The 26,111-nt window shown below is 68.4% G+C and carries 27 protein-coding genes; 18 read left to right on the plus strand and 9 right to left on the minus strand.

Annotation, left to right across the window (positions count from 1 at the left end; translation table 11 throughout):
* Positions 1 to 30: 30 nt before the first annotated feature.
* Both NVS83_RS13790 and NVS83_RS13795 read left to right on the plus strand, forming a co-directional pair.
* Complete coding sequence (locus NVS83_RS13790) at positions 31 to 2,133, plus strand: OmpA family protein (protein WP_258739852.1); 2,103 nt, start codon at positions 31 to 33, stop codon at positions 2,131 to 2,133.
* 7 nt (positions 2,134 to 2,140) lie between these two features.
* Positions 2,141 to 2,275 (plus strand): hypothetical protein, encoded by a 135-nt coding sequence (locus NVS83_RS13795; protein ID WP_258734187.1) that lies wholly within the window; start codon positions 2,141 to 2,143, stop codon positions 2,273 to 2,275.
* 156 nt (positions 2,276 to 2,431) lie between these two features.
* Here the strand turns inward: NVS83_RS13795 and NVS83_RS13800 are convergent, their stop codons facing one another.
* Positions 2,432 to 4,654 carry a lytic transglycosylase domain-containing protein gene (locus tag NVS83_RS13800; RefSeq protein WP_258739853.1) on the minus strand — a complete coding sequence of 741 codons (2,223 nt, stop codon included), beginning with the start codon at positions 4,652 to 4,654 and terminating at the stop codon, positions 2,432 to 2,434.
* Between the two features lie 365 nt (positions 4,655 to 5,019).
* Here NVS83_RS13800 and dapA point away from each other — a divergent pair, with 365 nt between their 5' ends.
* From dapA to NVS83_RS13815, 3 genes are read left to right on the plus strand one after another with little or no spacing between them, the layout of a single operon-like run.
* On the plus strand, positions 5,020 to 5,910 hold the full coding sequence (gene dapA, locus NVS83_RS13805; RefSeq protein WP_258739854.1) for a 4-hydroxy-tetrahydrodipicolinate synthase: 891 nt from the start codon (positions 5,020 to 5,022) through the stop codon (positions 5,908 to 5,910).
* Between the two features lie 39 nt (positions 5,911 to 5,949).
* Positions 5,950 to 6,423 carry an SsrA-binding protein SmpB gene (smpB, locus tag NVS83_RS13810; RefSeq protein ID WP_258734184.1) on the plus strand — a complete coding sequence of 158 codons (474 nt, stop codon included), beginning with the start codon at positions 5,950 to 5,952 and terminating at the stop codon, positions 6,421 to 6,423.
* Positions 6,424 to 6,450: 27 nt separating this feature from the next.
* Complete coding sequence (locus NVS83_RS13815) at positions 6,451 to 7,017, plus strand: peroxiredoxin (protein WP_258739855.1); 567 nt, start codon at positions 6,451 to 6,453, stop codon at positions 7,015 to 7,017.
* Between the two features lie 79 nt (positions 7,018 to 7,096).
* Here NVS83_RS13815 and efp read toward each other — a convergent pair whose 3' ends face one another.
* Positions 7,097 to 7,666: an elongation factor P gene (gene efp / locus NVS83_RS13820; RefSeq protein WP_258734182.1), complete on the minus strand. Its 570-nt coding sequence runs from the start codon at positions 7,664 to 7,666 to the stop codon at positions 7,097 to 7,099.
* Positions 7,667 to 7,802: 136 nt separating this feature from the next.
* On the opposite strand from efp, the gene epmA reads away from it, so the two are divergent.
* Positions 7,803 to 8,846, plus strand: a complete 1,044-nt coding sequence (epmA, locus tag NVS83_RS13825; protein ID WP_258739856.1) for an EF-P lysine aminoacylase EpmA — start codon at positions 7,803 to 7,805, stop codon at positions 8,844 to 8,846.
* 12 nt (positions 8,847 to 8,858) lie between these two features.
* Here the strand turns inward: epmA and NVS83_RS13830 are convergent, their stop codons facing one another.
* Together NVS83_RS13830 and NVS83_RS13835 are read right to left on the minus strand one after the other, a co-directional pair.
* On the minus strand, positions 8,859 to 9,503 hold the full coding sequence (locus NVS83_RS13830) for a uracil-DNA glycosylase (RefSeq protein ID WP_258740111.1): 645 nt from the start codon (positions 9,501 to 9,503) through the stop codon (positions 8,859 to 8,861).
* 59 nt (positions 9,504 to 9,562) lie between these two features.
* Entirely contained in the window at positions 9,563 to 10,174 is a 612-nt protein-coding gene (locus tag NVS83_RS13835; RefSeq protein ID WP_258734180.1) for a LabA-like NYN domain-containing protein, read from the minus strand.
* A gap of 258 nt (positions 10,175 to 10,432) precedes the next feature.
* On the opposite strand from NVS83_RS13835, the gene rpoZ reads away from it, so the two are divergent.
* The gene (gene rpoZ, locus NVS83_RS13840) at positions 10,433 to 10,822 is read left to right on the plus strand and encodes a DNA-directed RNA polymerase subunit omega (protein ID WP_258734179.1); all 390 of its coding nucleotides are present in this window, start codon (positions 10,433 to 10,435) and stop codon (positions 10,820 to 10,822) included.
* Between the two features lie 132 nt (positions 10,823 to 10,954).
* On the opposite strand, the gene NVS83_RS13845 is transcribed toward rpoZ, so the two are convergent.
* Positions 10,955 to 11,098, minus strand: a complete 144-nt coding sequence (locus NVS83_RS13845) for a Z-ring associated ZapG family protein (protein ID WP_258739857.1) — start codon at positions 11,096 to 11,098, stop codon at positions 10,955 to 10,957.
* Between the two features lie 200 nt (positions 11,099 to 11,298).
* Between NVS83_RS13845 and NVS83_RS13850 the strand changes: the two genes are divergently transcribed.
* The 9 genes from NVS83_RS13850 to recO all read left to right on the plus strand — a co-directional run bounded on the left by NVS83_RS13850 (position 11,299) and on the right by recO (position 19,652).
* Positions 11,299 to 13,506 (plus strand): RelA/SpoT family protein, encoded by a 2,208-nt coding sequence (locus tag NVS83_RS13850; protein ID WP_258734177.1) that lies wholly within the window; start codon positions 11,299 to 11,301, stop codon positions 13,504 to 13,506.
* Positions 13,507 to 13,634: 128 nt separating this feature from the next.
* Positions 13,635 to 14,471 (plus strand): transglutaminase-like domain-containing protein, encoded by an 837-nt coding sequence (locus NVS83_RS13855; RefSeq protein ID WP_258739858.1) that lies wholly within the window; start codon positions 13,635 to 13,637, stop codon positions 14,469 to 14,471.
* A 74-nt stretch (positions 14,472 to 14,545) separates the two neighbouring features.
* Positions 14,546 to 15,139, plus strand: coding sequence for an orotate phosphoribosyltransferase (gene pyrE / locus NVS83_RS13860; protein ID WP_258739859.1), 594 nt, complete (start codon positions 14,546 to 14,548; stop codon positions 15,137 to 15,139).
* Between the two features lie 5 nt (positions 15,140 to 15,144).
* A complete protein-coding gene (locus NVS83_RS13865; protein WP_258739860.1) occupies positions 15,145 to 15,915 on the plus strand; it encodes a pyridoxine 5'-phosphate synthase in 771 nt (256 codons plus the stop codon).
* Positions 15,916 to 15,922: 7 nt separating this feature from the next.
* On the plus strand, positions 15,923 to 16,363 hold the full coding sequence (gene acpS, locus NVS83_RS13870; protein ID WP_258734173.1) for a holo-ACP synthase: 441 nt from the start codon (positions 15,923 to 15,925) through the stop codon (positions 16,361 to 16,363).
* Positions 16,364 to 16,488: 125 nt separating this feature from the next.
* Complete coding sequence (lepB, locus tag NVS83_RS13875; RefSeq protein WP_258734172.1) at positions 16,489 to 17,244, plus strand: signal peptidase I; 756 nt, start codon at positions 16,489 to 16,491, stop codon at positions 17,242 to 17,244.
* On the plus strand, positions 17,241 to 17,960 hold the full coding sequence (gene rnc, locus NVS83_RS13880) for a ribonuclease III (protein WP_258739862.1): 720 nt from the start codon (positions 17,241 to 17,243) through the stop codon (positions 17,958 to 17,960). Before lepB ends, rnc begins: the two co-directional genes overlap by 4 nt.
* On the plus strand, positions 17,957 to 18,889 hold the full coding sequence (gene era / locus NVS83_RS13885; protein ID WP_258734170.1) for a GTPase Era: 933 nt from the start codon (positions 17,957 to 17,959) through the stop codon (positions 18,887 to 18,889). Before rnc ends, era begins: the two co-directional genes overlap by 4 nt.
* 16 nt (positions 18,890 to 18,905) lie before the next feature.
* Entirely contained in the window at positions 18,906 to 19,652 is a 747-nt protein-coding gene (gene recO, locus NVS83_RS13890) for a DNA repair protein RecO (protein ID WP_258739863.1), read from the plus strand.
* On the opposite strand, the gene NVS83_RS13895 is transcribed toward recO, so the two are convergent.
* On the minus strand, positions 19,646 to 19,936 hold the full coding sequence (locus tag NVS83_RS13895) for a hypothetical protein (protein ID WP_258739864.1): 291 nt from the start codon (positions 19,934 to 19,936) through the stop codon (positions 19,646 to 19,648). The genes recO and NVS83_RS13895 overlap by 7 nt on opposite strands.
* 318 nt (positions 19,937 to 20,254) lie before the next feature.
* Here NVS83_RS13895 and parC point away from each other — a divergent pair, with 318 nt between their 5' ends.
* Together parC and NVS83_RS13905 are read left to right on the plus strand one after the other, a co-directional pair.
* Positions 20,255 to 22,486, plus strand: coding sequence for a DNA topoisomerase IV subunit A (parC, locus tag NVS83_RS13900; protein WP_258739865.1), 2,232 nt, complete (start codon positions 20,255 to 20,257; stop codon positions 22,484 to 22,486).
* A gap of 32 nt (positions 22,487 to 22,518) precedes the next feature.
* Positions 22,519 to 23,460, plus strand: a complete 942-nt coding sequence (locus NVS83_RS13905) for a PDDEXK-like family protein (protein WP_258739866.1) — start codon at positions 22,519 to 22,521, stop codon at positions 23,458 to 23,460.
* A gap of 6 nt (positions 23,461 to 23,466) precedes the next feature.
* Here the strand turns inward: NVS83_RS13905 and NVS83_RS13910 are convergent, their stop codons facing one another.
* The 3 genes from NVS83_RS13910 to NVS83_RS13920 all read right to left on the minus strand — a co-directional run bounded on the left by NVS83_RS13910 (position 23,467) and on the right by NVS83_RS13920 (position 26,108).
* Entirely contained in the window at positions 23,467 to 24,216 is a 750-nt protein-coding gene (locus tag NVS83_RS13910; protein WP_258739867.1) for an arginyltransferase, read from the minus strand.
* Between the two features lie 84 nt (positions 24,217 to 24,300).
* A complete protein-coding gene (locus NVS83_RS13915; RefSeq protein ID WP_258739868.1) occupies positions 24,301 to 24,816 on the minus strand; it encodes an RDD family protein in 516 nt (171 codons plus the stop codon).
* Between the two features lie 65 nt (positions 24,817 to 24,881).
* Positions 24,882 to 26,108 (minus strand): threonine ammonia-lyase, encoded by a 1,227-nt coding sequence (locus NVS83_RS13920; RefSeq protein WP_258739869.1) that lies wholly within the window; start codon positions 26,106 to 26,108, stop codon positions 24,882 to 24,884.
* Positions 26,109 to 26,111: the final 3 nt, after the last annotated feature.

Here is a 26,111-nt window from a genome sequence, read left to right on the forward strand (position 1 = left end):
GGACGGGCTTCAGGACGGGGGACGAGCCTGATGTGTCGCTGGCGTGCCTGGTGGAAGGGCCTGCCGGCCTTGCTGCTGTTGTTGGCGGCGGCCATTTACTTTGCCCGGGCGCCGGTCGAGGACGACCTGGCGGCGCGCTCGGGAACGCTGCTCATGCAGATCGGCGAATCCTGGGCGCATGCCGACTTCAACGGCCGCGACGCGGTGCTCGAGGGCGAGGCGCTCTCGGAAGAGGCGCGGGTGAAGGTGCGCCGCGAGCTGGCGCGCCTGTCGGGCGTGCGCTCCGTGGACGACCAGACCACGCTGCTGCCCGAGCGCCGGCCTTTCACCTTTACCGCCATCCGCGACGGCGCACAGCTCCGGCTGGAGGGCTACGTCCCCTCGGTCTGGGCGCGCGAGCGGATCGCCGACGCCGCCGAGAAGATGGCACCGGGCGTGGTCGTCACCGGGGTCAAGGATCTGGTGCGCGCACGCGGCGTGCCGGCGGGCGATTTCGTCGGCGTGGTGATCTTCGGCATCAACCAGCTCGCGCGGATGCCGGCCGGGCGCATCACCATCTCCGACGACGCCTTCTCGATCGAGGGGCGGGCGCCGGACTTCAAGACCTATGACGCGCTCGAGGTCACGGTGCGCAGCGAACTGCCGGCCGACTTCAAGCTGGCGCGCTTCGCCGTGTTGCCGCCGGCAGTCTCGCCCTTCGTCTGGCAGGCCTCGCGCGAGCCGGACGGGGTCAGGCTGTCGGGCTACATCCCGCTCGGCGATGCGCGGCGCGCGCTGCTCGACATGGTGCGCTCGGCGGTGCCGGGCGCGGCCATTTCCGACCAGCTCCGCCTCGCCGACGGCTCACCGCCCACCGACGGGTGGCTGAAGGCGGTCGATTTCGCGCTGGAGCAGCTCGGCCGGCTGCCGGACGGCACGGTCGGGCTTTCCGACACCACGATCTCGATCGAGGGCACGGCACCGGACTTCGCCGCCTATGACGCCATCGCCGGCGCGCGCCGCTCGGTGCCCGAGGGCTACACGCTGACGCGCTTCGCGGTGACGCCGCCGGCGGTCAACCCCTTCACCTGGGCGGTCATGCGCGGCAGCGCCGGGCTTCGGCTGACGGGATTCGCGCCGTCGGAGGACGCCAAGCGGCTGGTGATCGACGCCGTGCGCGCCGGCTTCCCCGGCGTGCCGATCAGCGACGAGATGCGCATCGCCTCCGGCGGACCCGCCGCCGAGGCCTGGGTGAACGCCACCGTGTTCGGCGTCGGCCAGCTCGCCAAGCTGCGCAGCGGACAGGTGAAGGGCAAGGGCAACACGCTGTCGGTCAGCGGCGAGGCGCAGGATTCGGCCTCCTACACCGCGATCCGCGGCGCGTTCGTAGGCCAGCTTCCGAAGGACTTCTCGATCCAGTCCGACGTCCGCCCGCCGGTGGTGTCGCCCTATGTGTTCGGCATGCGCCGCGATACGGACGGGCTGACCATCTCCGGCTTCTACCCGTCGACGCAGGGCCACGAGGCGCTGATCGCGGCCGCCAAGTCGGAGATGCTCGGCGTGCCGGTCAACGACGTGTCGGCGCTGGCCTCCGGCGCGCCGGACGGCTTCGAGCAGGCGACGCTGGCTGCGCTGCACGAGCTCGCCCGGCTCAGTAATGGCGAGGCCCGCTTCGACGATGCCAAGCTGCGCTTCACCGGCACCGCTCTCTACGCGGCGGCGGTCGATTCGATCCGCGCCAATCTGGAGGCGGCGCTACCCAAGGGCTTCGTGCTCGACCTCAGCCTCGACGTGGTCTCGCGGCATGAATCGACCAACAACGCCGCCTGCCAGAAGGCCATCGACGACCTGCTGGCGCGCGGCGCCATCGAGTTCTCGCCGAAGGGTACCGCCATCGCGCCGGTCAGCCGCGGCCTGCTGGACCATATCGCGGTCGCCGCGAGCGGCTGCCCGGACGCGGTGATCGGGGTTTCCGTGCAGCAGACGACCACGCCCGACCGGGCGGCGGCGCGCGCGCAGGCGGTGACGGACTATCTGGCCCAGGCCGGCATCTCGCCCGAGCGCCTGCTCACCGGCACGCCGAGCGCGCTGGCGATCCAGAGCCAGAGCGAGGTCGCGCCTGCCCAGGCCGGCCTGCAGGTGATCGTGAGGTAATCGTCCTATGTGGTTCCTGACACTGGAGATGTGGCCCTATCTCGGCGGGGCGCTGGCCATCGGCCTGGTCACCGGCTGGTATGCGGGCTGCGCGCCGCGCCCGCCGAAACGGCCTGCCGAGCCGGCGGAGAAGACGCCATGACGGGCTTCGCGATCGACGTCTCGATCCTGATGGGGGTTGCCTATCTGGTCGGCTGCGCCGGCGGCTGCTGGCTGCGCCGCAATCTCGGCCGCCGCAGCGCCGGCCGCTGACGAGCCGATCTGGAAGCCGCCGGCCGTATCGCGGCCGGCGGTAGGCTCAGAGCCGGGTGCCGCGCAGGTCGGCCTCGATCTGCAGCTTGCCGCGCGATCCGAACAGGGCCTTGTAGACCTGCGCATTCTCCATCACGCGCTGCACATAGTTGCGCGTCTCGGAATAGGGAATGCGCTCGACCCAGTCGATCGGGTCGACATCGGGGTCGCGCGGGTCGCCATAGGCGGCGATCCATTTGGCGACGTTGCCGCGCCCGGCATTGTACCCGGCGAAGGTCAGCACGTAGTTGTTCTGGTAGCTGTCGAGCAGGCTGCGCAGCTCGGCCGCGCCAAACTGCACGTTGACCGCCGGGTTGTTGAGCTGCGACGGGTTGAACTTGACCCCGTTGCGCCGCGCGATGGTGCGCCCGGTGGCCGGCATCACCTGCATCAGCCCGGTCGCGCCCGCATGCGAGCGGACGGTAGCGTTGAACATGCTCTCCTGGCGCGCCACCGCATAGACCAGCGCGCGGTCGACCTCGGGGGCGATCGGCTGGTACTTCGGGATGCCCATGGTCGGGTACGCCTCGGCCTCGAGCGCGAAGCCGCGGCCGAGCGAGACCTTGCCGATCGTCGTCATGATGCGGGCATCGCCGTCGGCCTTGGCGAGGTTCGCGAGCATGCCGAGCTGGCCGGCATCGGGCAGGCGCTCGGCGAGGTCGTAGGCGAGGGTGACGGCGAGGTTCGACCGGTCGAGCTTCTGCAGCAGCCGGAAGATCATCACGCCCTCGTCGGCGTTGAACGCGGCGCGCTGGATGACGTTGGCCGGCGGCGCGGCGTGCACCTGCACGTTCGGAATGCCGAGCCGGGCCCGGGCGAGCTGGCCGTAATAGGCGGTGTCGTAGCCGGCCGCCGCCTCGTATTCGGCGCGCGCCTTGGCGGTCGAGCCCATCGCCTCCAGCGCGCGGCCCTGCCAGTAATAGCCACGGGCGACGGTCGCGGGATGGCTCTGGTTCTCGCCGACCCGGCTGAAGTGCTGGAGCGCGGTGCGCGGGTCCTTCAGGAAGCGCAGGGCGATCCAGCCGGCGGTGAACTGCGCGTCGGCGCGCTTATGCTCGTTCTCCGGCGCCACGGTGTCGCTTGCCACGCGGTAGGCGGTGCGCGGGTCGCCCGCATCGAGCAGCTCGCGCGAGACCAGCCGGCGCTCGATCCACCACTCGTCGGTGTCGACCAGCAGGTTCGGGTCCTTCGGGGCCGAGGAGAGCAGCCGGGCGGCCGCCTCGTCATTGCCGGCGCGACGCTGGATCTTGGCGGCGGTGTAAATGTAGGCCGGGTCCGAGCGCATCGAGGACGGCACGGCGGCGAGCAGCTTCGCCGGATCGCCACCGCGCGAGAACAGCGCGATGCGCGCCTTGGCCAGGGCCACCACGTCGTCGCCCGCCCGCTTGGCGGCGCGCATGCCGCGGTCGGCATCCTCGGCGTAGAGCTGCTTGTCGGCGCGGTACTTGTGATCGGCGCGCGTGAGCACGCCGCCGAACTCGACCATCACCGTCGATTCGATGTCGGAGGAAAGCGGGTCCTCGCGCCAGGCGTCGCGCAGCCACGCAGTGCCGGCGGCCCGGTCGCCGGCGGCGAACAGGGCGCGGGCGAGGGCGATCTTGCCTTCGCCGGAATAGGGGCGCTGCTCGGCGAAGAAGGTCAGGATCGTGCGCGGATCCTTGTTCTCGGCATAGAGCAGGTACTCCATCCGCCGGCGCAGCACGATCGGGGTCGGCAGGGTGGGGTGCGCGTTTAGGATCGCCGCGGCACGGTCGAAGCCGACATCGCGCGGCGTCACGCGCAGGGCGAGCCAGCGCACCAGCGCCTGCGAGCCCGGATCGCGCATCCGGTCGGCCATGTCGAGCGCGTCGCCGGTCTGGCCGTTCTCGACCAGCGAGACCGCCTGCTGCAGATCACCCACCGCGCCGGAGAGCTTGGGCGCGGGAAGGGCGGCATCGCCGTCGGCCTCGGCCTCCGCCGCCTCAAGCGCGGCCGGCCGGCTCGGCGGGGTGGGAACCTCGACGGCGGCGGTGCGGGTCGCGGCCGGGTGCGCCGTGGGCTGGTGCGCCGGGGGCTTGGGCACCGGGCGGGGAACCGCGCTCGCCGCATAGGCGGAGAAGGTGTGCGCAGTGGAGGCGAGCAGGATCGCCATGAGCGGCAACGCCACGAGCCGGCGCGCCGTTACGGGGCGCACGGTCACGGGTCGCGGGGGCCGGGAGCCTGTCGGCTGGCCGCTGCTGAATTCGCTCATGGACTACCCACTCCCCCGACGCTGAAACGGACGTTCGGATGATGTCGATACGGCTGCGTTGTGCGGGGCGCGCATCTTTCGGCGCCGCTTCCCCCGGTACGGCCAGTCTCAGGCCGCGTCACGCTCAGTTGTCTCGCGATCTTATTGACGAATTGCTAACCACATCGCCGCGCGGCCTTAACGAGGCCGGGCATTTTGTCGCTTATGCTCCGGCAACCCGGCAAAATGGGGGCAGGCGGCGCATTCGGCGGCGTTGCGGCAACAATCTCCTTGTCTTCCCGCGCGCCGACGCGATATCTCATGCCCCCTTCGCAGCAACCCGATCGCTGGTTGGCGACAAGACGAGAAAATTCCAGGAGCGCGCCATGACGCACACTCTGCCCTTCCGTGGATCCTTTACGGCGCTCGTGACGCCGTTCCGCGACGGCGCGCTCGACGAGAAAGCCTTCCGCGATCTGGTCGACTGGCAGATCGAGGAGGGCATCCACGGCCTGGTGCCGGTAGGCACCACCGGCGAGAGCCCGACCGTCTCCCATGACGAGCACAAGCGCGTGGTCGAGTGGACGGTGGCGCAGGCCGCGGGCCGCGTGCCGGTCATCGCCGGCGCGGGCTCGAACAACACGGTGGAAGCGATCGACCTCGCCCGCCATGCGGAGAAGGCCGGCGCCGACGCGGTGCTGGTCGTCACGCCCTACTACAACAAGCCGGGCCAGGAAGGGCTTTACCAGCACTACAAGGCCATCAACGACGCGATCGGCATCCCGATCTTCCTCTACAACATCCCCGGCCGGTCGGTGATCGACATGTCGGTGGAGACGATGGCGCGGCTCTACGAGCTGCCGAACATCGCCGGGGTGAAGGACGCGACCGCCAATCTCGCCCGGGTGAGCCAGCAGCGCCAGGTCATGGGGCCGGGCTTCAATCAGCTCTCCGGCGAGGACGGAACCGCGCTCGCCTTCATGTCGCATGGCGGCGACGGCTGCATCTCGGTGGCCTCGAACGTGGCGCCCAAGCTCTGCGCGCAGCTCATCAACGCCTGCATCGCCGGCGACTACAAGGGCGCGCTGGAGCTTCAGGACCGGCTGTTCCCGCTGTTTCAGGCGCTGTTCGTTGAAACCAATCCGAGCCCCACCAAATATGCGCTCAACCTTCTCGGCAAGATCGCCGACGAAGCCCGGCTCCCCATGGTGCCGGTGAGCGCGAAGACCAAGGAGATCGTCCAGGCGGCCATGAGGCATGCCGGGCTGATCAACTGACGCAAGGCCGGGGCGCAGGCTCCGGCTCGGAGCTGGAGCATGGCCGACAAGAAACAGCTGCCCCGCAAGGTTGTCGCCGACAACCGGCGGGCGCGGTTCGACTACGACATTGGCGAGACGTTCGAGGCCGGCATCGCGCTGAGCGGCACGGAGGTGAAGAGCCTGCGCGGCGGCAAGGCGACGGTGGCGGAGAGCTACGTCTCGGCCAAGACCGGGGAGGCGATCCTCTACAATTCGTTCATCCCGGAATACCTTCAGGCCAACCGCTTCAATCACGAGCCGCGCCGCCCGCGCAAGCTGCTGCTGCACAAGCGCCAGATCGCCCGCCTCTGGCAGGCGGTCGAGCGCGAGGGCATGACCGTGGTGCCGCTGCGCATCTATTTCAACGAGCAGGGGCGGGCCAAGGTCGAGATCGCCGTCGCGCGCGGACGCAAGGCGCACGACAAGCGCGAGGCGCTGAAGGAAAAGGACTGGGCGCGCGACAAGCAGCGCTTGCTCCGCGACCGGGGCTGAGCGCGGCGAGCCCTTCGGGAGGTCGTCATGTCGATGAGCTATGAGGGCCTGCCCGAGGACCTGCCGGTGCCGGACGACGACGGGGCGGCCCGCCATCTGAAGGGCCTCGCCTTGCCGGATGTCGAGCTCGCCGCGACCGACGGGCGCCGGGTCAATCCGTCCCGGCTGTCCGACCGCACGGTGATCTACATCTATCCACGGAGCGGAAAGCCCGGCGTCGCGCTGCCGGAGGGCTGGGACGCCATTCCCGGCGCGCGCGGCTGCACCCCGCATTCCTGCGGCTTCCGCGACCATTTCGCCGAGCTGCGCGCAGCGGGTGCCGACGCGGTGTTCGGCCTGTCGACGCAGGACAGCGCCTACCAGCGCGAGCTGGCGGAGCGCTTGCACCTGCCGTTCCCGATCCTGTCCGACGAGGCGCTGGCCTTCCGGCGGGCACTCGGCCTGCCGACCTTCGAGGTCGACGGCATGGTGCTGCTGAAGCGGATGGCTCTGATCGCCGACGAGGCGACGATCACGCATGTGTTCTATCCGGTGTTTCCGCCGGACCGGAACGCGGCGGACGTGCTGGCCTGGCCGCGCGCCAATCCGCGCTGAGGTCTCTCACGCTTCACAAAAGAAAAAGGCCGCAAACCATTGATCTGCGGCACTTAATCGTCAGGAGCCGAAAATCCGCTCAGTCCTTGGCGCGCTCGACATAGGAGCCGTCGGCGGTCATCACCACGATCCGGGTGCCGGTGCTGATATGCGGGGGCACGGCGGACTTCACGCCGTTGGAGAGCACCGCCGGCTTGTAGGAGGAGGAGGCGGTCTGGCCCTTCATCGCCGGCTCGGTCTCTACCACCTCGAGCACCACGCGCTGGGGCAGCTCGATGGCGATGGCGTTGCCTTCGTGGACCGAGAGCATGACCTGCATGCCCTCCTGCAGATAGGCGGCCTGGTCGCCCACCACGTCGGGCTGAACCGCGACCTGGTCGTAATTGTCCGGGTTCATGAAATGGAAGCCCTCACCGTCCGAATAGAGGAAGGTGTAGGGGCGGTCCTCGACATGGGCGCGCTCGACCTGCTCCGTGGTGCGGTAGCGCTCGGAGATCTTGGTGCCGTCCGAGATGCGGCGCATGTCGAGTTGCGTCACCGGCGTGCCCTTGCCGGGGTGGATGTTGTCGGCGGTGAGCACGACGTAGAGCCTGCCGTCGATGTCGACCACGTTGCCCTTGCGCAGCGTGCTGGCGATGACCTTGACCATTTCGGTCCTCTGACTGTTGGGTACGCCGCCATGCGCGGCATATCCGGGATTCTTCTGGGCGCCTCCTATACAAGCGCGTCCGTCATCCGCCAACCCCGCCGCTGCCGCGCGGTCCTTGCCCTGCCGGAGCCTGCCGATGTCCGTTCCAGCCTCTCCTTGGTGGTCGCCCGCCATCTATGCGGACCGGCGCCCGTTCCTGATCGCGCGCCAGCGCGTGACCGGCGCGGTGCGCGCCTTCTTCGCGGAACGCGGCTTCATCGAGGTGGAAACGCCGATCCTTCAGGTCTCGCCCGGCAACGAGACCCATCTCAAGGCGTTCGCGACCGAGCTGGAGGCGGCGGACGGCACCCGGGCACCGCGCTATCTGCACACCTCGCCCGAGTTCACCGCCAAGAAGCTGCTCGCCGCCGGCGAGGAGCGGCTGTTCACGCTGGCGCGGGTGTTCCGCAATGGCGAGCGCACCGCGCTCCACCATCCCGAGTTCACCATGCTCGAATGGTACCGGGCGGGCGAGACCTATGACGTGCTGATGGAGGACTGCGCCGAGCTGCTGCGCGCGGCGGCTGAGGCGACCGGCGCGGCCGCCTTCCACTATGGCGGGATGAGCTGCGACCCTTACCTGCCGCCCGAGCGGCTGACGGTGGCGGACGCCTTCACCCGCTATGCCGGCATCGACCTGCTGGCGAGCGTAGGTGCGCAGGCGAACGCGCGCGATGAGCTTTGGCAGGCGGCGCGCTCTGCCGGCATCCGGGTGGCGGCGGACGACACATGGGCCGACGTCTTCACCCGGGTGATGGTGGAGAAGGTCGAGCCGCATCTCGGGCAGGGGCGGGCGACCATCCTGTGCGAATACCCGATCTCGGAGGCGGCGCTGGCACGCCCCAAGCCCGGCGACGCGCGCGTCGCCGAGCGGTTCGAGCTTTATGCGTGCGGCGTCGAACTCGCCAATGCCTTCGGCGAGCTGACGGATGCCGACGAGCAGCGCCGGCGCTTCGTGGGCTGGATGGACGAGAAGGAGCGCCTCTATGGCGAGCGCTACCCGATCGACGAGGACTTCCTCGCCGCGCTCGCCGTCATGCCGGAAGCGTCGGGGATTGCGCTGGGGTTGGATCGGCTGGTGGTGCTCGCCGCCGGCGCGCGGCGGATCGAGGACGTGCTGTGGGCACCCGTCGCGCCGTGAGCTGAGGCGCGCTCAGCCCAGCGCGTCGATATGCGCGCGCACCTTGGCGAAAACGGCGCGGAACATTTCCGGCGTCAGCACGCCGGTGTTCGTGTTGTAGCGCGAGCAGTGATAGCTGTCGAAAAGTACGAGATCGCCGATCCGGTGCACGGCGCCATGGGCGAACTTGTGATGGCTCAGCCGTTCGCCATGGGCCGCGAGCACCTGGTCATGGGCGATCTTGCCGAGCGCGACGATGGCGCTCAGCCGCGGCAGAAGCCCGATGGTGGCGGCGAGGAAGGGGCGGCAGGTGCGCATTTCCTGCGTGGTCGGCTTGTTCTCGGGCGGGACGCAGCGCACCGCATTGGTGAGGCGTGAATCGACGAGGCGCAGCGTGTCGTCCGGCCGCGCCTCGAAGCGTCCGGTGGCGAAGCCGTAGCGGATCAGCGTGTCGTAGAGCAGTTCGCCCGCATAGTCGCCGGTGAAGGGGCGGCCGGTGCGGTTGGCTCCGCGCAGGCCCGGCGCCAGCCCGACGATCAGCAGCCGGCCGTCGAGCGGCCCGAAGGAGGGCACCGGGGCGTTGTGCCAGCCGGGCTCGGCCGCGCGCCACTGCTCACGGAAGGCGACGAGGCGCGGGCAGAGCGGGCAGTCGCGCGCCGGCTCCGCCTCGGCCGGCAGGGGCGCCGTGGCATGGAGGACGGCACCCGTCGCAGCGGGGCGGGTCGCGGTGGCGCGGGTCAGGAGTCGCCCTCGTCGTCATCGTCGGCACTGCCCGAGGGCGCGGCACGTCGCTCGAGGAAGCGCGGCGTCTCCTGCAGCCGGTTCGAGCGCTCGGCCGGGTCGCGGCCGACGCGGCCCTGAAGATCGACCAGATCGATGAACACGTCCGCCTGCCGGCGCAGCTCGTCGGCGATCATCGGCGGCTGGGTATGGACGCTGGAGACCACGCTCACCCGCACGCCGCGGCGCTGGATCGCCTCGACCAGCGAGCGGAAATCGCCGTCGCCGGAGAAGATCACGATGTGGTCGACATGGGGGGCGAGCTCCATCGCGTTCACGGCGAGCTCGATATCCATGTTGCCGCGGATGCGGCGCCGGCCAAGATTGTCGGTAAACTCACGCGCCGGCTTGGTAACGACGGAGTAGCCGTTGTAGTCGAGCCAGTCGAGCAGCGGCCGAATGGAGGAATATTCGGTGTCCTCGACGAGAGTCGTATAATAAAAGGCGCGGAGAACATATCCGCGCGACTGGAACTCCTTGAGCAGGCGCTTGTAGTCAATGTCGAATCCGAGCGACTTGGTCGCGGAATAAAGATTAGCGCCGTCGATGAAAAGAGCGATCTTTTCCATGCCGTGAGCCGAAGTGGGCAATACGCAACTCCCAGACAATCCAGAATTCCCCGCCGCCCGCGGCGAAGCAATCCACGCCCCTCATCTAGACATAGCCGATTTATGGCGCCGGTGAGGCCGGCCCGAGAACACGCCGTCACAATTCCACAAGGGCGTTGCCTCAGGGTATCAGGATACGGATTTGGCCGGCTTGCATGCCGATCGGCATTGGTTTAAATGCACACTCTTCTCCAGATACACCGACAGGAGTGCCGAGGCATGGCTCGCGTCACCGTCGAGGATTGCATCGACAAGGTCGACAATCGTTTCGAGCTCGTTCTGCTTGCGGGGCACCGCGCCCGCACTATCGCGTCCGGCTCGCCGATCACCGTCGATCGCGACAACGACAAGAATCCGGTCGTCGCCCTGCGCGAGATCGCCGAGCAGACCGTCTCCCCGGAGGACCTGCGCGAGGAACTGATCCACTCGCTGCAGAAGTTCACCGAGGTGGATGAGCCCGAGCCCGAGACCGTTCCGATGATCGCGTCCGGCAACCAGGAAGGCGTGGACGATTCGGACATCATGCTCGACCGCATGACCGAGGAAGAGCTGCTCGCCGGCCTGCAGGGCCTCGTGCCGCCCGAGCCGAGCGACGACGAGGAAGGCTGAGCCCCGAAGAAGGGGATCGTTTTTCTCAGTCGAGACGGAAATCAACGCCGCTTGCCATATCTCCCGACAAGTCCGGGACCGTGTGGCCGGCGGCGTTTTTCGTTCTGCTGGAAAGGGACGGATCTCGCGCGTCTATTCCGCCGGTTCATGACGGGCCCGAAGGCGTTCCAGCTCGTTGATCAGCTCCACCTTGGAGGCGCCGCAGAACAGGCCCACGGTCAAGAAGCCGGACACGCCGCCAATCAGATACGCAATGATGTAGCCGAACCAGTTCATCGATGGGGCCCTCTGTGCGAGCGGCACCATTAAGAGGACATTTCCTTACCAATTGCAACCTATGCGCGTGTACTAAGAAATAGGTACCTCTTGCATTGTATTTCCGCGCGATCCTCCGCTCTTGCCTTCCACCCGACCCGTGGCAATAGTGACGTAAGATCGTCCTGGAGGACGAGTCCAGTCCAACGGGTTAGCCTGTCATGATGCGGCAGTACGAGCTCGTCGAGCGCGTGCGCCGGTATAATGCGAATACCGACGAGGCGCTGCTCGATCGCGCCTATGTCTATGCCATGCGCGCGCATGGCACGCAGAAGCGCGCCTCGGGCGACCCCTATTTCTCGCACCCGCTCGAAGTCGCCGCCATCCTCACCGACCTGAAGCTCGACGACGCGACCATCGTCGCGGCGCTGCTGCACGACACGATCGAGGACACCGACACCACGCGCGACGAGATCGACGGCATCTTCGGGCCGCAGATCGGCGCGCTGGTCGAGGGGCTGACCAAGATCAAGAAGCTCGACCTGGTCTCCAAGCAGGCCAAGCAGGCGGAAAACCTGCGCAAGCTGCTGCTCGCCATCGCCGACGACGTGCGGGTGCTGCTGGTCAAGCTCGCCGATCGGCTCCACAACATGCGCACCCTGAAATGGGTGCCGGAGGAGAAGCGCAACCGCGTCGCCCAGGAGACGCTGGACATCTATGCGCCGCTCGCCGGGCGCATGGGCATGCACGACATGCGCGAGGAGCTGGAGGACCTGTCGTTCCGCCAGCTCTCGCCGGAGGCCTATGAATCGATCCGCTCCCGCCTGCAGACGCTGAAGGAAAGCAATGGCGAGCTGGTGGCGGCGATCGAGCGCGAGCTGTCCGAGGCCGTCGCCCAGAAGGGCGTCTCCGCGATGGTGAAGGGGCGGGAGAAGCGGCCCTATTCCATCTGGCGCAAGATGGAGCAGAAGTCGGTCGCCTTCGAGCAGCTCTCCGACATCTACGGCTTCCGCATCCTCGTCGACACGGTCGAGGAATGCTACGCCGCGCTCGGCGTCGTTCACACCAAGTGGCCGCTCGTTCCCGGCCGCTTCAAGGACTACATCTCGACCCCGAAGCAGAACGACTACCGCTCGATCCACACCACCGTGGTCGGGCCCGGCCGCCAGCGGGTCGAGCTGCAGATCCGCACCCGCATGATGCACGAGGTCGCCGAGTACGGCATCGCCGCGCACGCGATCTACAAGGACATGGGCGCCCCGACCGAGGACGTGCTGGCCCGTGATTCGAGTGCCTATGCCTGGCTGCGCCGCACCATCGAGCTGCTGGCGGAGGGCTCCAGCCCCGAGGAGTTCCTCGAGCACACCAAGCTCGAGCTGTTCCACGACCAGGTGTTCTGTTTCACCCCGAAGGGGCGGCTCATCATCCTGCCCCGCCGCGCCACGCCGATCGACTTCGCCTATGCGGTCCACACCGGCGTCGGCGACCGGGCGGTGGGCGCCAAGGTGAACGGCAAGGTGTCGCCGCTGGTCTCGGAGCTGCAGAACGGCGACGAGGTCGAGGTCATCACCGCCGAGGGCCAGACCCCGCCGGCGGCGTGGGAATCGATCGTCGTCACCGGCAAGGCGCGCGCCGCCATCCGCCGTGCCACCCGCGCCGCCGTGCGCGCGCAATATGCCGGGCTCGGCAAGAAGATCGTCGAGCGCGCCGTCGCCCGTGCGGGCAAGGCGTTCTCGGAGGAGAAGCTGACCGGCGCCGTCGGCCGGCTCGCGCGCTCCTCGCTGGAGGACGTCTACGCCGCCGTCGGGCGCGGCGAGATCCGCCCGGACGATGTGGTCAAGGCGCTCCACCCGGAATGGACCGGCCCGCGGCCGGAGGAGAAGGCGGCGCTGAAGGGCGAGGGCTGGTTCGAGCTCGAGCAGGGCCAGAGCCTGAAGTTCAAGATTCCCGGCATCGAATCGAACCCGGACCCGGAAACCGCGATCCCCATTCGCGGCATCAATCGCGGGCTCCCGGTCCGCTTCGCGCCCAATGGCGGGGCGGTGCCGGGCGACCGCATTGTCGGCATCCTCACGCCGGGCGAGGGGATCACCATCTACCCGATCCAGTCGCCGGCGCTGCAGGACTTCGAGGAGGAGCCGGAACGCTGGCTCGATGTGCGCTGGGATGTCGACGAGAACGACGCACAGCGCTTCCCGGTGCAGATCGTGGTGGTGGCCACCAACGAACCGGGCTCGCTGGCCCAGATCGCGCAGGTCATCGGCGAGCGCGGCGGCAACATCGACAATCTGCGCATGTCCTCGCGCTCGGCCGATTTCACCCAGATGGTGATCGATATCGGCGTCTACGACCTGCGTCATCTCAACGGCATCGTCGCCGACCTCAGGGCGCGCGAGGTGGTGTCGAGCGTCGAGCGCGTCAACGGCTGACGGCGGAACCGCGAGGGCGGCCTCGCGTTGTCGGGAGCGGGCCGGCCGACACCGGCCGGCGACCTGCCCGCCCTTCGATGGGCAGGTTCGGAACGTCCATTCATCCCGTCTTCCGGAGGTGATCCGCGATGCGGATTCGCTATGGTTTTCGCCTCGCGCTGGACTGCACCCAGCCCACTGCCGCCAGCTTCGCCGTCGATGTGCATCCCTCGCGGGCCGTTGACGTCATCGTCTCCTCGCCATTCGCCATCCGCGACGCGAACCGCAACATCGTGCCGAGCACGCGCACGCTCGACCTGTTCGGCAATGTCCGCCGCCGCGCGGTGCTGCCCGCCGGCCGCTCCCTGCTGGAGCTCGACGGGCTGGTCCGTGACAGCGGCCTGACCGATCCGGTGGTGCCGTCGGCCGGCCAGATGCCGACCGGCGACCTGCCGGAGGACGTGATGGGCTTCCTCGTCGGCAGCCGCTATTGCGAGACCGACCTTATCGGCGCCGAGGCGTGGAGCCGCTTCGCCGGCGTGCCGGAAGGGTGGGAGAGGGTGCAGGCGATCTGCGATTTCGTGCACGGGCACATCACCTTCGGCTACGGCCACGCCGACTGCACCCGCTCGGCCATGGGCGCGCTGCGCGAGGGGCGCGGCGTGTGCCGGGACTTCGCGCATCTCGCCATAACGTTCTGCCGCGCCATGAACATTCCCGCGCGCTACTGCACCGGCTATCTCGGCGACATCGGCGTGCCGGCCGATCCCGCGCCGATGGATTTCAGCGCCTGGTTCGAAGCCTATATCGACGGGCGCTGGTACAGCTTCGACGCGCGCCACAACAAGCCGCGCATCGGGCGCATCGTGATGGCGCGCGGGCGCGACGCCGCCGACGTGCCGATCGTCAACACCTTCGGCGCCCATACGCTGGTCGCCTTCGAGGTCTGGACCGACGAGGTCGAGGAGCAGCGCGCCGTGGCGTGAACGGAACGGCGGTGACGGCGCGGGCGGGATCGGCTATCACGACGCCGATCCACAACCGCTCAGCAGGCACCGACATGACACAGGACGAGGTACTGGCCGAATTCCGCGAGGCGGGCGCGCTGCTCGAGGGCCATTTCATCCTGACCTCGGGCCTGCGCAGCCCGGTCTTCCTGCAGAAGGTGTTCGTGTTCCAGGACCCGGTCCGCACCGAGCGCCTCTGCCGCGCGCTGGCGGCGAAGGCCGAGGCCGCCTTCGGCAAGATCGACTATGTGGTCTCGCCGGCGGTCGGGGGCATCGTCCCCGGCTACGAGACCGCGCGCCACCTCGGCGCCAAGGCGATCTTCGTCGAACGCGAGAACGGCGCGTTCCAGCTCCGGCGCGGCTTCACCATTCCCGCCGATGCCCGCGTTCTGATGGTCGAGGACATCGTGACCACGGGCCTGTCCTCGCGCGAATGCCTCGCCGCGCTCGCCGAGCACACCAGCCACGTCGTGGGCGCCGCCTGCCTGATCGACCGCTCCGGCGGGCGAGCCGATCTCGGCGTGAAGCTGATCTCGCTGGCCCAGCTCGACATCCCGGCCTACCCGGCCGACGCGCTGCCGCCCGAGCTCGCGGCGCTGCCGCCGGTCAAGCCCGGCAGCCGCGGCATCCAGGGCGCGAAGGCCTGATCGCCATGACCGCGATCGTCCCTCCGCTTCGCCTCGGCGTGAATGTCGACCACGTGGCGACCGTGCGCAATGCGCGCGGCGGCGCGCTTCCCGACCCGGTGCGCGCGGCCCAGCTCGCCGCCGCCTCGGGCGCGGACGGCATCACCGCGCATCTGCGCGAGGATCGCCGGCATATTCGTGACGACGACATGAAGCGCCTGCGTGAAGTGCTTCAGATTCCGCTGAATTTCGAGATGGCGGCAACCGACGAGATGGTCGCGCTGGCGCTCGCGCTGAAGCCGCACGCCTCCTGCCTGGTGCCCGAGCGGCGCGAGGAACGCACCACCGAGGGCGGGCTCGACGTCATCGGCGGCGGCATCGACCTCGCCCATAAGGTCGAGGCGCTGGGCAAGGCGGGCATCCGCGTCTCGCTGTTCATCGCGCCCGACCCCGACCAGATTGCTCGCTCGGCCGATATCGGCGCGGCGGTGATCGAGCTGCACACCGGCGCGTGGTGCGAATTCATCGCCGCCGGCGAGGGCGAGGCGGCCAAGGCCGAGTTCGCCCGGCTGGTCGAGGGCGCGCGGCAGGCGACGGCGCTGGGCCTCGAGGTGCATGCCGGCCACGGGCTCGACTTCGCGACCGCCGAGCGGATCTCCGGCCTGCACGAGATCCGCGAGCTCAATATCGGCCATTTCCTGATCGGCGAGGCGATCTTCGACGGGCTCGAATCCGCCATCCGGCTGATGCGTACGGCCATGGCGCGCGGGCGGGCGCAAGGCGCGAAGGCGGCGTGAGGCGGCAATGATCATCGGCATCGGCTCGGACATCACGGATGCGCGGCGCCTCGCCGAGGTGCTGGAGCGCCATGGCGAGCGCTTCCTCGACCGTGTCTTCACGCCCGTCGAGCGGGCCAAGTCCGACCGGCGGCGGCGGCGCGCGGAGAGCTACGCCAAGCGCTTCGCGGCCAAGGAGGCCTGCGCCAAGGCGCTCGGCACCGGCCTCTCGCAGGGCGTGTTCTGGCGCGACATGGGCGTCGTGAACCTGCCGTCCGGCCGGCCGACCATGCAGCTCACCGGCGGCGCGCGCCGGCGGCTCGACGCGCTGACGCCGCCCGGCTTCGAGGCGCGCATCGACCTGACCATCACCGATGACGGGCCGCTGGCGCAGGCCTTCGTCATCATCAGCGCCGAGCCCGCAAGTGCGGGACCCGACAGCGGCAAATCCAAGGCCGACAACGGTTGACGCTCGGTTACCTCCAAGGAACGTGACCGGCGTGCGTTGCCGCAGGACCGGGGAGCGTTTATAGGAGCCGGCACGCCCCCGCCGGGCGGCGCACATCGCGCCCAGGGGGCGCAACGGAAGGCGATATGACCTCGACCACCGAACCCAAGAAGAAAGAAGGCGGCCTCGGCGAGACCGTCAAGGTGATCCTTCAGGCGTTTCTTATCGCCATCGTCATCCGTACCTTCCTGTTCCAGCCGTTCAACATTCCGTCCGGCTCGATGAAGGAGACGCTGCTGGTCGGCGACTATCTGTTCGTCTCCAAGTTCAGCTACGGCTACAGCCGCTTCTCGTTCCCGTTCTCGCCGCCGCTGTTCGACGGGCGCGTCCTCGGCTCGTCGCCGAACCGGGGCGACGTGGTCGTCTTCAAGCTGCCGCGCGACGAGTCGACCGACTACATCAAGCGCGTGATCGGCCTGCCGGGCGACGAGATCCAGATGATCGACGGCGTGCTGCACATCAACGGCACGCCCGTGAAGCGCGAGGACGCCGGCTACTGGATGGACGACGAGGGCAATGGCCGGGTCGAGCGCGTGAAGCGCTGGCGCGAGACGCTGCCGAACGGCGTGAGCTACTACACGCTCGATCTCGTCGACAACGGCTTCTACGACAACACGCCGGTCTACAAGGTGCCGCCCGGGCACTACTTCATGATGGGCGACAACCGCGACAACTCCACGGACAGCCGCGTGCTGAGCCAGGTCGGCTACGTTCCCTACGAGAACCTCGTCGGCCGCGCCCAGATGATCTTCTTTTCGGTGGAAGAGGGCGAGCCCGCCTGGGAGTTCTGGAAGTGGCCCTGGACGGTCCGCTGGGACCGCCTGTTCTCCTTCGTGCGATGACGCGCGGCACTGGCCGCGCCGATCGTGATGCCGGTCTCGACGCGCTAGAAGAGGCGCTCGGGCACCGTTTCACCCAGCGCGCGCATCTCGTCCTCGCCCTAACGCACATCTCCTCGGTCACCGGCGTGCAGGGCTCGCGGGCGCGGGTGCGCTCCTATCAGCGCCTCGAATTCCTCGGCGACCACGTCCTCGGCCTGGTCGTCTCCGACATGCTCTACCGCGCCTTCCCCCATGCGGAGGAAGGCGAACTGTCGCGGCGCCTCGCCGATCTCGTCTGCGAGGAGGCCTGCGCCGAGGTCGCCCGCACCATGGGCGTGGCGGCGCATATCCGGCTCGGCGCCGGCGAGGACCGCTCGGGCGGGCGTGAGCGCAGCGCCATTCTCGCCGACATCGCCGAATCGGTGCTCGCGGCGGTCTATCTCGACGCCGGATTCGGCGCGGCCGAGGCGATGGTGGAGCGCTTCTGGCGGCCACGGCTGGCGGCGCCGGGCGGCTCGGGCCGCGATCCCAAGACCGCGCTGCAGGAATGGGCGCAGGCGCGGGGCCTGCCGCCGCCGACCTACCGGCTGGTCGAGCGCTCGGGTCCCGACCATAATCCGCAATTCACCATCGCCGTCGAGCTGCCCGGCCACGAGCCGGTCGAGGCCGTCGGTTCCTCCAAGCAGGGCGCGCAGAAAGTCGCGGCTGCGGCATTTCTTGAGCGGGTGACGTCATGAGCGAAATGCCGGAAACGAACGACACGCCGGAAACCACGCGCTGCGGCTTCGTCGCCCTGATCGGCGCGCCCAATGCTGGCAAGTCGACGCTGACCAACGCGCTGGTCGGCACCAAGGTCTCGATCGTCTCGCACAAGGTGCAGACGACGCGAAGCCTGGTGCGCGGCATCGCCATCGAGGGTGTGACGCAGATCGTGCTGGTGGACACGCCCGGCATCTTCGCGCCCAAGCGGCGGCTGGAGAAGGCGATGGTGCGCTCCGCCTGGAGCGGGGCGGGCGACGCCGACGCCGTGGTGCTGCTGATCGACGCCCGCGTCGGCCTCACCGAGGATGTCGAGGCGATCATCCGTGGGCTCGCCGACGTGCGCCGCCCGCGGGCGATCCTGCTCAACAAGGTCGACCTGGTGAAGCGCGAGAACCTCTTGGAGCTCGCCGCCGCGATCGCCGACCGGGTGAGCTTCGACCGGCTGTTCATGGTCTCGGCGCTGACCGGCGACGGGCTCGCCGAGCTGCGCGACTGGCTCGCCGGCATGCTGCCGCTCGGCCCCTGGCTCTATCCCGAGGACCAGATCTCGGACGCGCCGATGCGCATGCTCGCCGCCGAGATCACCCGCGAGAAGCTGTTCCACCGGCTCCACCAGGAACTGCCCTACCGCTCGACGGTGGAGACCGAGAGCTGGCAGGAGCGCAAGGACGGCTCGGTGCGGATCGAGCAGACTATCTTCGTCGAGCGCGAGAGCCAGCGGAAGATCGTGCTCGGCAAGGGCGGGGAGACCATCAAGGCGATCTCGACCGCCGCCCGCGCCGAACTCGCTGACATCGTCGAGGCGCCGGTGCATCTGTTCCTGTTCGTGAAGGTGCGCGAGAACTGGGCCGACGATCCCGAGCGCTATCGCGAGATGGGGCTCGACTTCCCGCCGCCCGAATGAGCGGGGCGCCCGCCCGATGGAATGGACCGACGAGGGCGTTATCATCGGCGTGCGCCGCCACGGCGAGGCCAACGCCATCGTCGAGCTGCTGACCCGGGCGCATGGCCGCCATCTCGGCATCGTCCGGGGCGGGGGCTCGCGCCGGCAGGCGGCGACGCTCCAGCCGGGCAACAGCGTGCGGGCGGTGTGGCGGGCGCGGCTCGACGAGCATCTGGGCAGCTTCACGCTCGAACTGACCGCCGCGCGCGCCGGCGAACTGATGGCGCAGGCGCATTCGGCCTTCGCGCTCGCCCACGTCTCGGCGCTGCTGCGCCTGCTGCCCGAGCGCGACCCGCATGGCGATCTGCACGGGCTGGTCGAGACCATGACCGAACATCTCGGCGAGGTGCGCCTCACCGGCATGCTGGTGGCGCGGTTCGAGCTGATGATGCTCGCCGAGCTCGGCTTCGGGCTCGACCTGACACGCTGCGCGGCGACTGGCGGGCGCAACGACCTGCTCTATGTCTCGCCCCGCTCGGGGCGCGCGGTGAGCCGGGAGGCGGGCGAGCCGTGGCGCCAGCAATTGCTGGACCTGCCCTATTTTCTGGTCGGCGAAGTGGCCGCGCCGCCCTCCGCCGGCGACGTCGACGCCGCCTTCGCGCTCACCGGCCATTTCCTCGCGCGGCGGATCTTCGAGCCGCGCGGCCAGGCGCTTCCCGACTCGCGCGCGGCGCTGCTCGGCGCGCTGAAGCGGGCGGGCGGGATTCCGGCCGGCGGTCAGTAGAGCGGGTTGAGGAAGCTCGGGTCGGTGTAGTATCGGCCGTTGCTGAAATAGAGCTGGCCGATCCACACCGGGCTGCAGGAGGCGGCGCGGAAGGTGATCAGCCGGTTGCTGCCGACCCGCCGCGTGATCTCCCGCTCGCGGCAGATGTTCTGCCAGCCCCTCTGGCTGCCGCCATGTTCGAGGACGGCGGAGGGCGAGCGTGGATAGGCCTGGGCGTCGGCGCGATCGGATCCTGCGACATGCAGCATCACGAACGCCGCGACGATGGCGAGCGTCAGTTTCATGGCGGCCTCCCTTGGCTCGGGGACGGTACCCCGTTCTTTTGTGACGAAATTACTTCTAAATTCGAATTAAATATATACCGTTCGTTCACTATGCTGGCGGCTTGCCATCTCAGGCTGCATTCAGCCGCAAGCTGCTGTGAAAACGTCATAAATGTGCTGTCTCCCCGAGAATTGAGGTATTTTGGTAGCGCCGGATGGTTGCGGTTTCGGGTTGTTTCAATTCGTCGCATCCGCGCCGCCGCGAAATTGCGGTGATTGCGCCGCTGCCATGCGCGTTCGCTACTTGTTCCCGGCCATCCTTCCCTGTAGCCAGAAGCCATGGGAGAAGGATCGATTCCGACCGATGACGGCACGATCGAGCCGATCGGGCTGAAGGCGGCGCTCGAGGAGCGCTACCTCGCCTATGCGCTCTCGACCATCATGCACCGCGCGCTGCCCGACGCGCGCGACGGACTGAAGCCCGTGCACCGGCGCATCCTCTACGGCATGCGCCTGCTGCGCCTCGATCCCGGCGGCGGCTTCCGCAAGAGCGCGAAGATCGTCGGCGACGTGATGGGCTCGTTCCACCCGCACGGCAACATGGCGATCTACGACGCCATGGTGCGCCTGGCGCAGGACTTCGCGCAGCGCTATCCGCTGGTCGACGGGCAGGGCAATTTCGGCAATATCGACGGCGACAACGCCGCCGCCGAACGCTACACCGAGGCGCGGCTGACCGAGGTGGCGCGCCTCATCCTCGACGGCATCGACGAGGACGCGGTCGACTTCCGCCCCAATTACGACGGCACGACCGAAGAGCCGGTCGTCATGCCCGGGGCGTTCCCGAACCTGCTCGCCAACGGCTCGACCGGCATCGCGGTGGGCATGGCGACCTCGATCCCGCCGCACAACGCGGCCGAACTGATCGACGCCAGCCTGCACCTGATCGAGAACCCGCAGGCGACCACCGACGACCTGCTGAAATTCGTGCGCGGCCCGGACTTCCCGACCGGCGGCATCATCATCGAATCGCCGTCCTCCATCGCCGACGCCTACGCGACCGGGCGCGGCGGCTTCCGCCTGCGGGCGCGCTGGGAGAAGGAGGAGACCGGCCGCGGCACCTATGTCGTGGTGGTGACGCAGATCCCCTACGGGGTCGCCAAGTCGCGGCTGATCGAGAAGATCGCCGACCTGCTGAACGAGAAGAAGCTGCCGCTGCTCGCCGACGTGCGCGACGAATCCGCCGAGGACGTGCGCGTGGTGCTGGAGCCGCGCGCGCGCAACGTCGACGCCGAGCTGCTGATGGAGAGCCTGTTCCGGCTCACCGAGCTGGAGGTCCGCTTCCCGCTCAACATGAACGTGCTGGTCGGCGGGCAGGTGCCGAAGGTGGTCAGCCTCGGCGAGGCGCTGCGCGAGTGGGTCGACCACCGCCGCGAGGTGCTGCTGCGCCGCTCGCGCCATCGTCTGGCGCAGATCGAGCATCGGCTCGAGGTGCTCGGCGGCTACCTGATCGCCTATCTGAACCTCGACGAGGTGATCCGCATCATCCGCGAGGAGGACGAGCCCAAGCCCGCGCTGATGGCCCGGTTCGAGCTGACCGACGTGCAGGCCGAGGCGATCCTCAACATGCGCCTGCGCAGCCTGCGCCGGCTCGAGGAATTCGAGATCCGCAAGGAGCACGACAAGCTCACCGAGGAGAAGGACGGGATCGAGAAGCTGCTCGCCTCCGAGGCGCGGCAGTGGAAGACCGTGGCCTGGGAGCTCGGCCAGACCCGCAAGATGTTCGCCCCCGACACCGAGCTCGGCCGGCGCCGCACCGGCTTCGGCGAGGCGAGCACCCATGACGCCAGCGCCGTGATCGAGGCGATGGTGGAGCGCGAGCCGATCACCGTCGTGGTCTCGGACAAGGGCTGGGTGCGCGCGCTGAAGGGGCACGTCGCCGACCTTTCCTCGCTCGTCTTCAAGGGCGACGATAAGCTGCGCCTGTCCTTCTTCGCCGAGACCACGTCCAAGCTGCTGGTGTTCGCCACCAATGGCCGCTTCTACACGCTCGACGCCTCCAAGCTGCCGGGCGGGCGCGGCCATGGCGAGCCGCTGCGCCTGTCGATCGAGCTGGAGCAGGAGGCCGACATCGTCGACGTGCTGCCCTATCAGGGCGGGCGCAAGCTGCTGGTGGTGGCGAAGGAAGGGCGCGGCTTCGTGGTGGCGGAGGACGACTGCCTCGCTAACACCCGCAAGGGCAAGCAGGTGCTCGGCGTCGACGGGCAGGACGCCGCCAAGGTCGTGATCGCCGCCGGCGACACGGTCGCGGTGATCGGCGAGAACCGCAAGCTGCTGGTGTTCCCGCTCTCGCAGGTGCCGGAAATGGCACGCGGGCGCGGCGTGCGGCTGCAGCGCTACAAGGACGGCCGGCTGAGCGACGTGAAGGTGTTCGCGCTCGCCGACGGCCTGACCTGGACCGACACGTCCGGGCGCACCTGGACCGTGACCGACCTCACCGAGTGGAAGGGCGACCGCGCCGCCGCCGGCCGCCTGCCCCCGAAGGGGTTTCCGCGGAACAACAGGTTCTAGGATGGTGCCTGCGAGGGCCGGAGGGGGCAGCTTTGCAAAGCATAGAATTCTTGCCCTTTACACCGCAGGAGCGGGACGTTGATTTGCTTCTGTTGGAGCAATTTCACGTCGCTCCTGGGTTCGTAACCAGATTCTGCGCAGCGGTGGGGCTCGATGATTGTGCGTTTGTATCGGCGAATCATAGCGTGTTTCGCGATAACGGCGAGACGGATGTCTTACTTCGGGTGGAATCGCCACGGGGAAGCATCGCCATTCTTATCGAGGATAAGATCGGTGCTGCGATGCAGCCAAATCAGTGCGCGCGTTATCACGAGAGGGGCCGTGCTCTCTGTATGGAAGGTGTCGTAATTGATTACCTGGCAGTGCTTTGTGCGCCGCGCGCATATCTTGCGGCTGTGCCAATCGACCAGAATTGGCATGCACGAATTGCACTGGAAGAGTTGGCGGACATTCTCGAAGACGACCATAAGTCCGCTACAGCTTGGCGTCGCGCAGTATTGATGAAATCGGCCGCAAGGGTTCGGCGAGCGCGAAGCGTGGACTCTGTTCCCCCCTCCGCTCCTGAGACATGGCTTCTGCGATTCAAGCAGGACTACCGCGCCTTCGTTCAGGAAAATTATCCGCAGCTGACCGCCACGGAACAACGGGGTGGTGACCGTGAATATTTCCTGTCCGGAAGGGGTCTTGCGAGCGGAATTCGCTTCAAGCACGCCCTGTTCCGCGGCGAAGTCAACCTGATATTCGAGCGCGCGCGCCGCGAGGTTGCCGACATAACATTGGCGGGTGTTCTTCCGGAAGGAACGTGGCGTGTTAATCACGGCGGTGAGGTGCACCTGCGCGCAGGCGTGGAAAGTCTCGACCCGGATCAACCGTTTTCGGCTCAGGTAACCAGCGTGCGTAGCGCACTGGAAAAAATTCTGGAGATGCTTCCGCTTGGGGAACGAGCGACGAAGTCAGTAAACCTAACCGGGTGAATAAAACTAGTCGCCCACCCGCTCCCAGCCGCCCGGCATGAGCCGCTCCTGGGGCAGGAAGCGGCGCTTGTAGTCCATCTTCTCCGAGCCATCGACCCAGTAGCCGAGATAGACATAGGGCAGGCCGAGCTGGCGCGCCTTCGCCACGTGATCGAGGATCATGTAGGTGCCGATGGAGCGCGAGGGCTCGTCCGGCTCGTAGAACGAGTAGACCATGGACAGCCCGTCCGCGAGTACGTCGGTCAGTGCCACCGCGTAGAGGCTGCCCTGGCCGCGCCCGTGGATGGCGGTGTCCGGCCCGCGGCGGCGATATTCGATCAGGCGCGTGCGCACATGGCTGTCCTCGACCATCATCGCGTAGTCGAGCACGGTCATGTCGGCCATGCCGCCATCGCTATGGCGGCTGTCGAGATAGGCGCGGAACAGCGAGTACTGCTCGGCGGTCGGCACGGCGGCGCGCATGTCGCCGACGAGGTCGGCATTGGCCTGCCGCACCCGGCGGAAGCTGCGCGTCTCGCGGAAGCCGTCGACGCAAACCCGCACCGACACGCAGGCTCGGCAGTGCTCGCAGGCCGGCCGGTAGGCGATCGACTGGCTGCGGCGGAAGCCGCCATGGGTGAGCACGTCGTTGAGCTGCGTCGCCCGCTCGCCGACCAGATGGGTGAACACCTTGCGTTCCTCGCGGCCCGGGAGATACGGGCAGGGGGAGGGCGCCGTCAGATAGAACTGCGGTGTATCGCGCGGGTGTTCGGTCACAGGTGCTTCGCGGTCAGCGGGACTCAGAGATTGCCAGAGCCGACGCCGGCGTCAAATCCCGCAATCGGCCCCGACGGAAATTTCTTACCTGCGGTAATGACGCAGAGACGCGGCGCGTTCCTCGGTGTTGGTCACCACCGTGCCGAGCACGAAGTCGTGCAGCAGGCGCCGGCGGGCGTTGAACAGGCCGACGATCACCACCACCGGCGTCAGCACGCTCACCGAGACCCAGAACAGCACGATGCTGAGCACCGCCAGCAGCGGATACATCGGCGCGCCGTGCCACAGCCGCATCTCGATGCCCATGGTGCGCATGCCGATGGTGGACGACTGCGCGCCGCCGAGCGTCAGCCCCGTATAGGCCAGCGCCCAGATCACATAGGCCGGGCTGAGCAAGCCGTACAGGTACCAGCCGAGCCCCAGCGTGATGAAGCCGAACACGAAGATCAGGATCGCGGCGACGACGATCGGCGCGATGATAATCACCGCGTCGATGAGGAACGCGATGACGCGCCGCCACAGCACGCCCTCGAAATATTCCGGCTCGGCATAGGGGTCGTAGGCGTAGGGCCTCTGGTCCCCGTAATAGGTCTCGGACATGCGCCGCTCCTCCATTCCCATCAGATTGGGGGCCGGGCGCCCCGGGACAAGGGGCGGCCGCTGCGTCAGCCGGCGGTGCGCCAGTCCACCCGCGCGACGTTCATGCCCTCGGCGAGCAGGACCCGGTGTACCTCGTCGGCATGGGCGCGGTCGCGGGTCTCCACCGTCACGTCGAGCCGGGCGCCCTTGGCGTGCACGTCGAGGAAGTGCCGCTTGTGCTCCACCTCGAGGATGTTGGCGCCGAGCTGGCCGAGCAGGGTGGAGATGATGCCGAGCTCGCCCGGCCGGTCCATCATCGAGAAGCGGAAGCTGACGATGCGCTCCTCGCGCTCCAGCTCGCGCATCATGATCGAGGCGACGATGCGCGGGTCAATATTGCCGCCCGAGACCACGAGGCCGACATTGCGGCCGCGATAGCGGTCGGGCTGGGCCAGCAGCTCGGCGAGTCCCGCGGCGCCGGCGCCTTCGGCCAGCGTCTTCTGCTGGGTGAGGAACAGGTTCACCGCGCGCTCGAAGGTCGGCTCGTCGACCAGCACTACGTCGGAGACCAGCGCCGAGACGATCTCGCGGGTCAGCGCGCCGGCCTGCTTGACGGCGATGCCCTCGGCCAGCGTGGCGCCCTCGCAGGGGCGGTTCTGCTGGTGCAGCGCGTTCCACATGGAGGGGTAGAGCGTGGTCTCGACGCCGACGATCTCGATGTCGGGGCGCATGGCGCGGGCGGCGACCGCCATGCCGGAGATCAGCCCGCCGCCGCCGACCGGCACCAGCAGAGCGTCGAGGCCGGGCGTGTCCTCCAGCATCTCCGCCGCGACCGAGCCCTGGCCGGCGATGACGCGGGCATCGTCATAGGGGTGGACCCACACCAGGCCCTCCTCACGGGCGATGCGGTCGGCCTCCTCGCTGGCGTCGCCGACGGACTCGCCGTGCAGCACCACGCGCGCGCCGTGTGCCTCGGTGGCGATCACCTTAACCAGCGGGGTGTGCTTGGGCATCACGATGGTGGCGCGGATGCCGAGCCGGGCGGCGTGGTAGGCCACGGCCTGGGCATGGTTGCCGGCCGACATGGCGACGACGCCTGAGGCGCGCTCCTCCGGCGAGAGGCTGGCGAGCTTCACCAGCGCGCCGCGCTCCTTGAAGCTCGCGGTGACCTGCAGGTTCTCGTATTTCACGAACACATGCGCGCCCGTAATCGCCGAAAGGCGCGGCGCCGGCAGGGTGGGCGTGCGCAGCACGGCGCCGGCGAGAACCTCGCGGGCGGCGGCGACATCGGCGGGGGACACGGGCAGGGTCATCGA

It is taken from the genome of Ancylobacter mangrovi, assembly GCF_024752335.1.
Lineage (GTDB): Bacteria > Pseudomonadota > Alphaproteobacteria > Rhizobiales > Xanthobacteraceae > Ancylobacter > Ancylobacter mangrovi.